At 42.7% G+C, this 14106-nt stretch carries 11 protein-coding genes; all 11 read right to left on the bottom strand.

Translation table 11 applies throughout. From position 1 onward, the window contains the following. Window positions 1-19 precede the first annotated feature (19 nt). The 11 genes from ASL11_RS11825 to ASL11_RS11775 all read right to left on the bottom strand — a co-directional run bounded on the left by ASL11_RS11825 (window position 20) and on the right by ASL11_RS11775 (window position 14058). Window positions 20-1186, bottom strand: coding sequence for a Gfo/Idh/MocA family protein (locus tag ASL11_RS11825; protein WP_056613837.1), 1167 nt, complete (start codon window positions 1184-1186; stop codon window positions 20-22). 34 nt (window positions 1187-1220) lie between these two features. Continuing rightward, complete coding sequence (locus ASL11_RS11820; protein WP_157256908.1) at window positions 1221-1424, bottom strand: hypothetical protein; 204 nt, start codon at window positions 1422-1424, stop codon at window positions 1221-1223. 181 nt (window positions 1425-1605) lie between these two features. Next, a complete protein-coding gene (locus tag ASL11_RS11815) occupies window positions 1606-3267 on the bottom strand; it encodes an extracellular solute-binding protein (RefSeq protein ID WP_056613832.1) in 1662 nt (553 codons plus the stop codon). A gap of 88 nt (window positions 3268-3355) precedes the next feature. Beyond that, the gene (locus ASL11_RS11810) at window positions 3356-4252 is read right to left on the bottom strand and encodes a carbohydrate ABC transporter permease (protein WP_056613830.1); all 897 of its coding nucleotides are present in this window, start codon (window positions 4250-4252) and stop codon (window positions 3356-3358) included. Between the two features lie 16 nt (window positions 4253-4268). Further along, complete coding sequence (locus ASL11_RS11805; protein ID WP_056613827.1) at window positions 4269-5237, bottom strand: ABC transporter permease; 969 nt, start codon at window positions 5235-5237, stop codon at window positions 4269-4271. Continuing rightward, entirely contained in the window at window positions 5219-6760 is a 1542-nt protein-coding gene (locus ASL11_RS11800; protein ID WP_056613822.1) for a glycoside hydrolase family 43 protein, read from the bottom strand. Before ASL11_RS11800 ends, ASL11_RS11805 begins: the two co-directional genes overlap by 19 nt. Before the next feature lie 37 nt (window positions 6761-6797). Continuing rightward, a complete protein-coding gene (locus tag ASL11_RS11795) occupies window positions 6798-8408 on the bottom strand; it encodes a response regulator transcription factor (RefSeq protein WP_235550461.1) in 1611 nt (536 codons plus the stop codon). Window position 8409: 1 nt separating this feature from the next. Then, on the bottom strand, window positions 8410-10167 hold the full coding sequence (locus ASL11_RS11790; RefSeq protein WP_056613816.1) for a sensor histidine kinase: 1758 nt from the start codon (window positions 10165-10167) through the stop codon (window positions 8410-8412). A 253-nt stretch (window positions 10168-10420) separates the two neighbouring features. After that, window positions 10421-11263, bottom strand: coding sequence for a carbohydrate ABC transporter permease (locus ASL11_RS11785; RefSeq protein ID WP_235550460.1), 843 nt, complete (start codon window positions 11261-11263; stop codon window positions 10421-10423). A gap of 98 nt (window positions 11264-11361) precedes the next feature. After that, window positions 11362-12264, bottom strand: a complete 903-nt coding sequence (locus tag ASL11_RS11780; RefSeq protein ID WP_056613810.1) for an ABC transporter permease — start codon at window positions 12262-12264, stop codon at window positions 11362-11364. Window positions 12265-12330: 66 nt separating this feature from the next. Next, window positions 12331-14058, bottom strand: a complete 1728-nt coding sequence (locus ASL11_RS11775; protein ID WP_235550456.1) for an extracellular solute-binding protein — start codon at window positions 14056-14058, stop codon at window positions 12331-12333. Window positions 14059-14106: the final 48 nt, after the last annotated feature.

Genomic DNA, 14106 nt, shown 5'->3' with positions numbered 1-14106 from the left:
CTCTCAACTAGTCCTACTCTTAATCAAAATTATCAATCTTCACCCAAGTTTTGGTACGATGGCTTTCCAAAACAGCATCAATAATTTTCATGATCTGATGTCCGTCTGCAATAGAAGCAAATATCAGATTTCCTTTGATATGCTGCTGTCTTCTCTTCCTTTTAACTTCATTATAGAAATCGATAAGCAGATTCTTGAATCCATCAGGCCATCCTTCTTGATGTCCGCCTGGGAAATGAGCTAACTCAGCGGCTTGAGGTAAAAGTAACGCAGGATCACGTAAAATCTCTATATTAGGCCTGTTCCTTTTGCCTTCCCATAATCGATTCGAATTCTCTTGGTCCCAATATAAACTTGATTCACACGCTGAAATTTCAAAGTGCAATTTATTTTTACGTCCGGCACTCACTTGGGACACGGTAAATACACCTGATATTCCATCTTCAAAATGGACTAAAACCGAACCGCAGTCTTCCGTGCTAACATCTATAACTTCGTACTCACCATCCTCATCCTTCGCATAGGTGGTACTACTTGTTATTGGCTTCTTCCTAGTCGGATGAATTGTCTTTAGATCAGCAAACACTTCGATTATTTGTTTTCCAAGAACAAACTGTAGGGTATCACACCAATGAGAACCAATATCTGCAATTGCTCTAGATGGTCCGCTTTTGCCAGGCTCAAGTCTCCAACTGTAATCTGTATCGTATAACAGCCAATCTTGCAAATATCCTCCAGTTACTAAATGTACTTGGCCGCAGATGGTATCTTGTACCATCTGCTTAGCCTGCATAACCATTGGAAAATGTCTGTAGTTAAAACAAACGCCATTTATGATCTCGTTTTTTTCCACCAGCGCTACTAACTCCGCGGATTCGGAGCTGTTCATTGCAAGCGGCTTCTCGGACATCAGATCCTTGCCTGCTAAAATTGCTGATTTATTAATATCAAAATGAAGAAAATTTGGGGTACAATTATGAATTACTTCGATAAGAGGATTGGACAGCATTTCTTCGTAGCTGCCATAGGCTAAAGGAATCCCGTAAATGTTAGCAACGCACTTTGCCTTTTCCTGTGTGCTCCCGGCAATAGCAACAATTTCTACGCCCGGAATACGTCTAAGTGATTCAATATGAAAATTTGCCGAAAATCCTGTACCAATTATTCCTACTTTAATCGTTTCCATGTTGTAACACTCCATTATTGAAGGATGCAAGCGGTTAATCTCTCGCTTCGTCACCAACATATTGTTCCAATAGCTTTAAGTCATTTTCCAGACTTTTATATTTATCCTTTCGCTCTCCGTCACTTTCCACGATGGTATATTTGACATGTCCAAGTTCTTGAATTTTGCTATAGACACTCTTGAAATCAAAAGATCCTTCGCCCAAGTCTACGAACATATCAGGCTTCCTGTATTTCATATGAACCTCATGATAAGGTAACTTGTAATCCACTTCAGTTAGTTCTTCAAAAATGTTTAAAGGATGCTTCAGCCATTCTGAAGATCAAATGGATACTTCATGAAAAAAAGGTAGCCCTACTGTGAAGTAAGGGCTACCCGTTCAGAATGTTTTTAAAAAAAAAACACGAAAAACAACCTATTTATTTCTTTGAACCCTTCCATTTCGCATCGTACTCTTTTTGCATGATGGAAACGTACTCTTCAATGCCTATTTGTTTCAACTCTGCCTGGAATTTATCCCAATCCTTCTCAATATTCAGGTTGCCTACGATAAAGTCAGCCGTAGCCGCATCTAACCGCTTCTTAATCTCTGTCTTCAATTCATTATGTCGTTTTGAAGTATTAGGGTCAAAGAAAAACTTTGGCACTGAAACTTTCGGTGCCATTTTATCATATAATTTTGCAGCTTTGTAAAGTTCAGACTCCAAATCATAACCTGACTTCAGCGCTTCTCTTGCATCAGAACCGAAAGGCGGCCATCCTCCGTTAGTGCCACTCCAGTGCGCTTTATCAGGCTGTCCCCATATATCTTTGCCAATCAGCTTAAACTTAGCTGGTCCGCCATTAGCTGCAATTGAGTCCTTAGGCACTTCCCAGTTAACTCCAGGCACACCGTAGCGGCCTCTCAAGAAAGCCTCATTAGAGTACATAAAGTCAATTAGCTTCACGACTGCTTCAGGATGTTTGCTCTTGGCCGGAATGATGTATCGGTATGCGCCGACCATGCCATATTCGTTGTAAAAGGCCGTTTGAAAGCCATTAGGCCCCTTCAGAGGAGGTACGATTTCATAATTGGATTTGGTGGAATCGTTAGCTGCAAATGCATGCGGCCCACCATTCCCAACTGAACCAACGGTATTCCCGTTATTTAACTCTACCAATTGTCTCAACTGACTCTCATCGTTAGTGAACGATGACGTATCAATTAGCCCTTCTTTGTACAGCTTGTTCAGGTATCTTAATCCTTCTCTCCATTCCGGAGTGGTGAAAGCAGCAACAACTTTGTCATCTTTCACATAAAGCTCATTGCTGTCATGATAAGTGAATGCATTCATAATAAATTGGTGCACATTCGAGAACCAGCTTTTCGGTGAGCCAACCAATCCAATTTCGTCCTTCTTGCCGTTACCATTTGGATCCTTTTCTTTAACGGCCTTCAAATATTGATACAGCTCGTCTGTGGTTGTCGGCACGGACATGTTCAAAGTTTTAAGAAAGCTTTTGTTCACCCAGAAGCGCATCGCACGATCGCAATTATAGCAGACACCTACATCTGGTACGCCATATATATTTCCGTCCGGTGCGGTAGTGGCCTGCTTAATAGCAGGTAACTCGGTATACATTTTTTTCAAATTTGAGCCGTTCTTTTCAAGTAAATCCTTCATATTTAATAGTAGTCCTTGGGATCCATATGTTGCCAGCATGGAGTTGTCAAGGCCGAATTCACCCATAACTAGGTCACCGAGATCGCCCCCGGAGGATAGCTCCAAATTAAGCTTTGTCTTAGCATCCGCTGCAGGAAAGAGATTCCAGTTAATATGAATATTAGTCTGATCCTCAATCCAGGTCGTAAACTCATTCTTTCCATACTCCCATGACAACACGTAGGGACTGGCTGGCACCGTAACGGTGATGTTGATCTTTTCTTTAGAAAACGGCAATTGACCAGGCGCAGACAGACTTGCCGCTTCCTTGGATTCCGTTTTTCCCCCCTTCGCTTCTTTCTCGGAACTGCAAGCACTTAAAATCATAGAACTGGACATCACTAGAACAACAGCTCTTGTTAACAATCTTTTCTTCATTTACATGCTCCCCTCAGTTTTTTGATATCTATACAATGAATCGGCACTTTACTTATGGTTTACATAAGCATACACCGATTTATTGACTTTAACCTTTGATTGACCCGATCATGACTCCTTTTACAAAGTGCTTCTGGACGAACGGGTAAACAAGCCACACAGGCAGGCTAGCCACAATTATGACAGAGTATTTCAGTAGATCGGCCAAGCCTTGTTTCCTTGTCATCGTATCCGTATCCGTAATGCTGGATGGATCGATTTCACTCTGAATAAGAATATCCCTCAGAACGATTTGCAAGGGGAACAAATCTTTATTCTTTAAATAAATGAAAGCATTAAAGTAGGCGTTCCAATGGGATACGCCGTAGAATAAGACCAATACGGCTATAATTGATTTTGAGAGCGGAAGCACGATACTCCATAGAAACCTCACATGGGAGCATCCATCCATAGCAGCGGCTTCGTAAAGCTCATGACTGATGGTGGATTGGAAAAAGGTGCGCGCGATGATCATATTCCAAACGGCAATCGCGCCTGGCAGGAGCATCGCCCATCTCGTATCAATCATCCCCAACGATTTCATCAACAGATAGTTGGGAATCAATCCGCCGTGAAACAGCATTGTAAAAGCAAATAGGTACATGATTAGATTGCGGCCAACCATCGTTTTCCGAGAAAGCGGGTATGCAACCAGGATCGTCAGCACCACATTAATCGTGGTACCGACAACAGTATAAAACACTGTATTTCCGTAGGCGGGCATGATTCTCGAATCTTTAAAAACGGCGATATAGCCTTCCAAAGAAAAGTCAACCGGCCAAAGGAATACTTTTCCCGATATAATAGCCAGCTTATCGCTGAAAGAAGCGCTGAATACATAAATAAGCGGATAAAGTACGATTATCAGTGCGAGTAACAAGATCAAATCATTAATAAAATAAAATATTTTATCCGAATTCGTAAGCCTAGCTTTATTGGATTTCATGCGGCAGCCTCCTTTGTTACCATAGACTGGTATCTCCTACTCTTTTGGCTATTTGGTTGACGGATAAAATTAAGATCATATTGATGAAGGAATTAAAAAGGCCAATCGCAGTAGCATAGGCGTAATCCGGAGCGCTAGATGCTAGGCTGACCGAATAAACATACGTAGATATAACTTCCGAAGAACCAATATTCAGTGGATTTTGCATCAAGTAAATTTTCTCAAAGCCTATCCCCATAATCGTACCAACATTCAATATCAGCAGCGTTACAATCGTCGGCATAATACCTGGAATATCAACATGCCATATTCGCTGGAACCGACTTGCGCCGTCAATCATCGCTGCTTCATGAACTTCTTGACTGATCCCCGACAGTGCAGCCAGATAGATGATGGTCCCCCATCCTGTACTCTGCCATATTCCTGACCATACATAGATGGACTTAAACCAACCGGGATCACCCATGAAATTGAACGGCTCAATTCCAACTAAACCAAGCCCTGTATTGATAACACCGACCCGTGGATTCAAAAACTGCAGAATCATGCCAACCATAACGACCGTCGAAATAAAATATGGCATATAAGTAATAAATTGAACAGCTTGCTTAAACTTCGTTCTTATTGTTGCGTTCAATGCTAATGCCAGAATGATCGGGAGAGGAAACCCTGCGATTAGCTCATATAAACTGATAATAATCGTATTTTTTAACACTTTGATAAATTGGTATGAATTAAAAAATTTGGTGAAATGATCCATGCCAACCCAAGGGCTTCCCCATATACCTTCAAGAATTCTGAAATTTTTGAATGCTAGTTGAAGGCCATACATCGGAACGTACTGGAAAAGAATTAACCATATCACTGGCAATAAAATAATCAAATATAGTTGGTAATCATGCCTCATTTGTTTGAGCACACGGAGGCGGTCTTTTTGCCTAATTTCTTTCGTGACTTCAGCAGCATTCAATGTTGTATGTGCCATTTATCATCATCAGCTCCTTTACACACAAAGTGAAAATAATCAAAATCCGCATGTCCACCAACATGTCTAGTTGCATAATTAAACAACCCTATTCGGTAGCCCATAAAATGATCCAATGTATATAACATCTTCAATGGACTTCCAATTTTCTTCCAATCTTCTCCGTTGCTAGAAAAGTAAAAATTTGCCATATCAACACTGTTTTCAAAATCGAAATGAATTTTCAAATAAATCAGACTACCCTCGAATGAATGCTTTTCGACTGTTTCTTCATCACATTCACCTCGTTTGACACACATTGCAACTTGGCGCTCACCGTTTTCTGTGATTTGCACGCCTACAGTTCCAAATTGATTCTGTAATGCAACTAAACCTGCGTGGTCACCCGGTCTCATATGGGAAACATCCAACATGGTAATCCCGATGCATGCCGGACCTTCCGTCCGTTGTGTTAATGTATTTCTTGAAAATAATACATTTTTAGAAATATTTCCCGTTTGTAGCCGCAGCCATCCCCAGCGCGCAGTTACAGACCATAACCGATTATCTGGATTATGATTCCACTGCCAATTCAGGATCAATTTATTTTCTGAATATTCAAACTCATCACTTTGCACCAAAGATATAGGATTCGTACTTGGCAATTGTGCTTTAAATGCCAATAGCGCTTTTCCGTCCATACCTATAACAGGCCAATCCTCCACCCAAGATAATGGCTGTACGATTGGAATACGTCCCACAGCATCGTGATCTTGAAATAATACCGCATACCACTCATTGGTTGGCGTATCGACAATACCGCCTTGAGCAATACCGTGATTACGATAGCCCAGGTCGTCATCGAGAATTACTTTATGTTCATAAGGCCCCAAAAGTCCTCGTGAGCGATAACAAAGTTGTCTTCGACGACGATTTCCGGTATTTGGCCATTCAATAAAAAATAAATAATAGTAGCCATTCAACTTATAGGCATGACATCCCTCGCACCTCAGCATGATCCCCTTATGCTCTGTCTCGAGAAGCAGTTGATTGACGCCGCCTAATTTAATTGCCGAAACATCAGACATCAACTCTGTAATGTAAATATTCCCATTGCCATGTAGAACATAGACACGCTCTTCGTCAAACAGCAGACTCGGATCATGATATACGCCTTGGAATACGGTGCGTTCCCATTGTCCATTCTCAATATCAGCAGTCCGGAACACATAGAACTGTTTCATATCATTGCACGAGAAACACACATAATACAGGCCATTATGATAACGTAAATTTGCAGCCCAAGATCCTTTCCCATAAATGCCGATCCCATCCAACAAATTATGAGCATCGTTATCCTCCAAGGTATCGTAGACATAGTTTACGATTGTCCAATACTGCAAATTATCTGATTTCATGATTGGGCATCCGGGCATCGAATGCATGCTTGTGCTTACCATATAGTAAGCTGTCCCCACTCTAATGACACTAATGTCCGGAACATCAGCCCAAATGATTGGATTTGTAATTATCAGACTCCCCATCGCCATTTCTCCTCAATGATGTTGAGAACACATGTTCTTAATCACGCAAAATCTCCCGATATTCAACTGGTGTCATCCCCGTTAATTTCTTGAAAAATCGAGTAAACGAATGCGGGGTTTCGTACCCCACCTGAGAACCCACTTCAGCAATCTTCAGTACATCTTGCTTGAGCAAATTTTTGGCTTTCTCTACTCTTACTTCATCAATATAATCCGACAGATTGACGCCACTTTCCTGTTTAAAAAGCCTCGATAAATAAGATGGATTGAAATGAATCACGCTGGCTAAACGTACGAGAGACAAGTCCTCGCCTATGTGCTCCTCGATATACGAACGAATCTTCTCAACCACTGCAGCCGCCCTATTGCGTTCTACGCTCAATCTGAGATCAAACAAGGATTCTGCCATCTTTTTCAAAAACTCAAAACTATCATGCCTTGAAGCATGCATATCTCTTTGCATAAGACCTGTTGTTCCAACCTTTTCATGCAGTTCCCAACGGTTTATATATGACAAAAGGAGCAGCGCTATCGTATAATAAAGCTCCAAATGAAAAGGTCCCCAACTTCCACGCTCGTCAAATACCGACTCAGTCAGTTCTCGCAACAGTTGGAGAAACCCCTCTTTATTCCCGCCTTCAAGATGAATCGCCAATGACTCCGCCTTTTCTCTCAGTGTTCGTGAATGTGCTGCAGTTTCTATCGTTTCAAAGTTAACTGTATGGACCATCTGAGCGCCGTCGCCTGCTCGCCAAAATTGCTGACTTCTAACTCGGTCATATACCTCAGATAGTTGCTTCCATTCACAGGGGTCAGCGCAACATGTAATGGCAAAAGTCAGTCCCATAGATTCAAAACAAGCTTGCTGGATAAGCTCAAATTGTCCTTCTAGAAACTTTACTGTGCGGGCATAGGATTCGTCCGATTCTGATCCATGGCCAGGCATCGGCTGAATAAGCCAGACGAGACCACCGTAACGATCAATGATTCCAAGACAGCTTGTTCGTTCCGCGAGAAATGTATCTGCCAAAAACTTTACGGCTAGAGCTGTCTCCTGACTTTCGGCAAACGAGTAATTCATATCCTTTCTCTGCGAGTCACCTATTGCCATTAGAACAGGCAGATTTGGATCGAGAACAATTCCTAATTTGCTGAAATCAGATGCTAACTCCTCCATTACCCGCGTTCCCTGCAACAAGTACTGGAAGTAATTCCCTTGAGCAAGAGTTTCAAGTGTGGTAAGTTTCTCTCTCGACTGCATGACGAGATGGTCGAATTTTAAACTTTTTTCCAGTTCATGAATAGCATCCCTGACTGCATTAATAATTACTTCATATTCTTCGCTCTTTAGGAGGTAACTGACTCCCGGTGTTTGAATCGCTTGATAGACGTAATCAAAATCATTATACCCCGTTAAAAAAATGATTTTGCAATGCGACCAATTATTCCGAATGTAGGTCATTAGCTCAAGGCCATCCATACCAGGCATACGGATATCAGACAGCACGATGTCCACTCTCGTTGTCCTCATCCAAGCTACTGCTTCTTCGCCTGAATAAGCTTTGTACAAATCAAGATCCAGATTTAATTGACTAAATATATCAAACAAACCATCCGTTATGATCTCCTCATCATCAACGATCAGCATTCTAATCACGAGCTTCACCCCCTTTTAAGGGAAAACTAATAGTTACTTTTAATCCCCCGTACTCACTCCGACTTATTCCAAGACCGTATGATTCACCAAACGTGCTCTTAATTCGTCGATGAATATTTACCAATCCTGTCGTTTCCATATGATTATCAACGTTATCCAAGTTTTCTGAAATACTTTGCAAACTCTTGTCCGTTAAGTTCTCACCGTTATCTTCCACCACGATGAGGATTTCCGTCTCTATGATCTCGAAGCGGATGACAATCAATCCATTCTGTTTCATTTGTTCCAGGCTGTGTTCGAATGCATTTTCAATGATGGGCTGAACGATCAACCGCGGCACTAACACCCGCTCGATTTCCTGCGGGAGAGCGTCGAATTGCACTCGAATACGCCGCGAGAAGCGTAGCTGTTGAATCTCCGTATACATTCTGGCATGATGGATTTCTTGTTTCAGTACAATCTCATCAGAAGCATTCCTTGTGACAAATTGAAAATATTCGCCAAGCTGAGTTGTGAACTGTCCGATTCGATCCAAGTCTCCCATTTTTGCCATCGTTCTCAAAATAAAGAAACTGTTGTATAGAAAATGTGGATTAATCTGAGATTGAAGCTGCTTTAGCTCAGCCCGCTGAGTCATTATTTTCTGTTTATAAACTTGATCGATCAGAGAACGAAGATTTCCGACCATTTGATTAAACCGTCCATACAGGTAACCGAATTCATCATTAGACTTATGCTGGATGTTTACCTCAAGATCTCCATTCTCCATACGCCGAAAACTTTTTACGAGCGTTAACAACGGCTTGTGAATAAACTGGTAAGTGTAATAGGCATATATCGCAATTACCACTACTGCTGCAAAAATAAACAACCACGCCCACATATAAAACTTATCCAGCGGTTTCTTAATCATTTGTTCAGGAATGAACCGGTATATGGACATACTTAGATAATCAGACACTGCAAAAGCAGTATAGTAACGACTTCCAGTTATGGAAATATTTCCAGTGTTATGAATATCAGATTCTTTTATTTGTTGAACGATCGAAGTCATATCCAGACGCAAGAGTTCTAGTGCCCCACTCCTGAGAATGATACTGGAGTTCTTCGGGGTCATTACAGTTCCGCTGCCGGTATAGGTGTTGAACTGGCCTAACGCTTCCTGTAGTCGAGCTTGATCAAGCTCGATTTCAATAATGAACAGCGGTTGATTCCCATTGGTTCCGCTTTTCCTAACCGCACTTAAATATAATCCTCCATTCCACTCAATAAGCTGGTTATTCCGGTTGCCTAAGGTCGCGCGAAGTCCATAATACCGCTCGATATCAATATCACGAGGACCGTTAGCGGATGAAATCGTTTTTGATACCTGATAGATGTGGGCGCTCACATTTTTAATATAGGGACTGCTGTTTTGAATGACGTAAAGTCGTTTGCGCAGTGAATTAATTTTTTCAGTGCGCGTGAATACATCCATCGTATTCCAAGTTAGTGTGAGTTCATTGAGATCTTCATCCTCTAGAATGCCATACTGAAGAATCTTCATCCGTTCTACTTCGTTCTCAAGATCGCTTAGAAAGAAGGTGATCTGAGAAACCGCAGTTTTAGAGATATCTTCACTAGCCGTCTGAACAATCCAACTATACAGGTAGACGCCAAAGAAAATAATTGGCAGCATGATACACATAAATGTGATAAGCAGTCGTAGGAAAATTGTATTTTTCAAAGAAAGCGGGTTACGGTTTATCAAGGCACAAGCCTCCAACTTTTTTCTTTAATTATAGCCTGAAACCCTGAACTCTCCTAAATTAGACATCCCTCATCCACCCGTCACCCCTTCACACTGCCAAGTACAATTCCTTTCACAAAATACTTCTGCAAAAACGGGTACGCCATAATAATGGGAAGCGAGCCNTTCATTGGGACATTTTGCGGCTGTCTCTTGAAAGCATGATTATTTTACTGCTGGTGGATGGATAACAATGGCTCCCCTCATCCACCCGTCACCCCTTCACACTGCCAAGTACAATTCCTTTCACAAAATACTTCTGCAAAAACGGGTACGCCATAATAATGGGAAGCGAGCCCAGAAAAATCTGTGATGCTTTCAAAGTTCGGTCGGAAATGAGAGCCATATTCAACGCTTCGTCGCGCGACATGTTCGTTAAATTTTGTTGTATGACAATCGTTTGAATATAACTTTGCAAGGGATARTGGCTCGGATCTCCCATTAGCAATAGTCCATCAAACCAACTGTTCCAATGCTCRACCATCGAAAATAAGGCTAGCGTTGCAAGTGCAGGTTTGGATATCGGCACATATATTCGCCATAGTGTCGTCCAGTAGCCAGCGCCGTCCATGACAGCTGCCTCCTCCAACTCTTTAGGCACCTCCCGAAAAAAGTTGAGCAGCAAGACTACACTGAATACAGGAACCGCTCCTGGTAAAACAAGTGCCCAGATGGTATCAAGGAGGTTGTACTGCTTAAGCGTTGTGTACCAAGGGATTAAGCCTCCGTGAAAAAGCATCGTCATGAAAAATATCCAAGCGTACATCGCTCGCAGGCGGAACGTCTTCGATTCCTTGGATAAAGGAAATGCAACGAGAATCGTCATGATTAAATTTAATGGCGTCCCAATCGCTATCCGCTCTATTGAAACAAGCATGGATTGCCAAAATGCCTCACGGCTAGCTGTAAACGCATATGACGCCAATGTGAAATCGACCGGCCACAGCTTCACATGCCCTGCTGCCGCTGCCGTACTTGAACTGAACGAAACGGCGACGATATGAATTAATGGAAGAACACATATCAACGATACCACTATGAGAAAGGAACTATTCAGAACGGAAAACCATTCGAACCGTCTTCGATTGTGGGGGGCCCGTTTTTGTGACTCATATTCCGATCTTGGTGATGGCTGTACCACTGTTTTCCCTCCTCCTAGAAGATTCTATATTTCGCAAAACGATACGCAACAAAGTAAGAGCCGGAAATCAATATCAGCGAAACCAGAGACTTGAATAGTCCCACCGCCGTTGCTACACCGTATTGGGCATCCAGCAAACCGATTCGATATACAAACGTATCCAGGATATCGCCGCTCTCATACACCTGTGGACTATATAAATTGAACACTTGATCGAACCCTGCGTTCAGCAACTGTCCTAAACTTAGAACCGACAACAGAACGATGACCATGCGCATGCCGGGAATCGTGATATACCACATCTTATGCCAGCGGTTAGCGCCATCTATCGTTGCAGATTCATATAAACCGGGATCAATACCTGTGATAGCTGCCAAATAAACGATTGTCCCATAACCAAAGTTTTTCCATATATCCGATGATACGAGCGTAAACGGAAACCATTGGTTGTCCCCAAGAAAAAATATTTTTTCAATCCCGAGAGTACCTAATAGTTGGTTAACAATACCGTTCGAAGGCGATAAAATATCGATGAGTATACCGCCCAGCACGACCCATGACAAAAAGTACGGTAAATAAATAGTCGTTTGTACACTTCTTTTAATCACCTCATTCTTCAATTCGTTAAGAAGAATGGCGAATACAATCGGCACAAGTAAGCCAAGAATAAGCTTAAGACTTGAAATAAATAGCGTATTCCACAGAATCTGATTAAAGCTGGGCAAGTTCATGACATAATCAAAGTTATCTAAACCAATCCAGCGCTGATCACCGAAGAGCCCCTTCGCTGGAATGAACTTCTGAAACGCGATAATAATTCCCGCCATGGGCACATAGGAAAATAAAATAACAAGTATCAGTCCTGGCAATATCATCAGATGCAGCGGAAGCTCTCTCCATATTTGTTTAGTTCCCATATCCAYCCTCCATCTTTTGAAACAAAATAAGCAGAGGAAGAAAAGTAAATCCTCCTCTGCCCGTCGCTACTTCTTCGTTGCCATATACCAGTCGTTTACTTCTTTCGTAATTTGCTCTCCGCCCAGCTTCGCCCAATCTTTGGCAAATTTATCGAATTCATCGATAGATCCACCCATAATGATCTTCATGTACGTTTCATTCATTAACTTTTCCAACGTTGATTTACGCTCAACCATGGTAGGCGTAGGTGCGCCAACGAACTTATCCATCAGGAACTGATTATTTTTGTCATACTGGTCAACGACTCCCTCGGAACCTTCGGGACCATAGATCCGCTCCCATCCCCAGAGTGCAAATCCTTCCTTCGATTTCGAATTGTAAGCCTCAAGCTTCCCTTGAATGGTTTTGGCCTCTCCCTTCAATGCTGAGAAGTTGTTGGCTTTACGCGCTGCATCAATCGCTCTAAATGCCTCTACGTTCTTCTTTACCGGTGCAGGCATGACCGGGGACAGCTGCCAGACACTCTCCGCTTCYGGCGGTGCGTAATATTTATCAAACTCCGCTGTAGCGCCGAAGTTTTTCTCCAAGTGCAGATTGAACATCTTGATGACGGCTTCGGGATGCTTGAATCCCTTTTTAACCGCAAAGAACTTGGTCGTACTGAACTTCAGAGGCACTTTAGGTGTATCGCCCGTCTCGGAAACAATCGGATAGGCCCGCCATTGCGCGTTCGGGTCGTTGTTGCGATTCAATTGAAGCGGCCAAATGGAATTCCATTGTTCGCCGTATTCCATTCCGATCTTTCCGGCAGCGATGGTCTCGGAAACCTTGCCGCCATCTTTAATACCGAATTCCTGATCCAGCTCTCCGTTCTTAAACATGCTCTGAAGAGCTTGAAGCCCTTTCTTCACTTCCGGCTGGATGCCGCCAAAAACTAGTTTTCCGGATGCGTCAGCCAGCCACATGTTTGGATAAGCCTTGTACCCGGCCATCCATCCTTCCAATCCCATGGCTCCGCCCCACAGCCCTTTGGTTAAGCCAAGGCCAAATGTATCTTTTTTCCCGTTGCCGTCAGGGTCTTTTTCCGCAAAAGCTTTTGAAATCGCCTGCACATCCGCCATCGTTTTCGGAGCCTGCATGCCTACCTTGGTTAGCCAATCTGTACGAATCCAGATGAACATCGCACGTTCGAGCGAAGAATCGACCTGCGGAATCGCCATCAGCTTGCCGTCAATCGTAGCGGCGTCGAAGGGGCTTTTCCCTTCCTGCGATAAGATTTCTTTCGTTAATGGCGAGGCATACTTCTGGTATAAGGCTGTCATATCTTCAATTTGACCGGCATCAGCCAATTGCTTTAATTGCGTCGCATTGACTTGGATCACATCAGGCAGGTCGCCAGAAGCAAGCGTTACATTCAGCTTTTGCAAGTATTGCTCTGAAGAATCGCTTCCTTTTACGACCCAATTATTTTTAATCGAGACGCCCAGCTGATCTTTGTATAAACGCGTCCAGCGATTGTCTTCAAAGGTTTCACCCTTTAGCGCGCCAAGTACGTTGTTTTCTACAACATCGCTGAGATTGCGAACAAACGATACCGTGATTGGSGGATCATATTTGCCAAGCGGCTCTGCTGCTGCACCCTTCGCATCATTAGTTCCGGCAGTGCTCACTGCTTCCTTTGCTGCTTCTTTCTTCTCGGTTGATTCATCTTGACTGCTGCATGCGGACAAGAGCGTAGACATGGCTAAGATTGAAACGGATAACGTTTTCATTTTGTGCTTCATAAGTTTCATGAACATCCCCCATTTCTAGTTTTAACGATTCTCTTACTGTGACACTGT

This window comes from Paenibacillus sp. Soil750, from assembly GCF_001428045.1.
Classification (GTDB): domain Bacteria; phylum Bacillota; class Bacilli; order Paenibacillales; family NBRC-103111; genus Paenibacillus_E; species Paenibacillus_E allorhizoplanae.
Note: the sequence above shows the minus strand (reverse complement) of the source record. Positions and strands in the feature narration are given on the sequence as shown.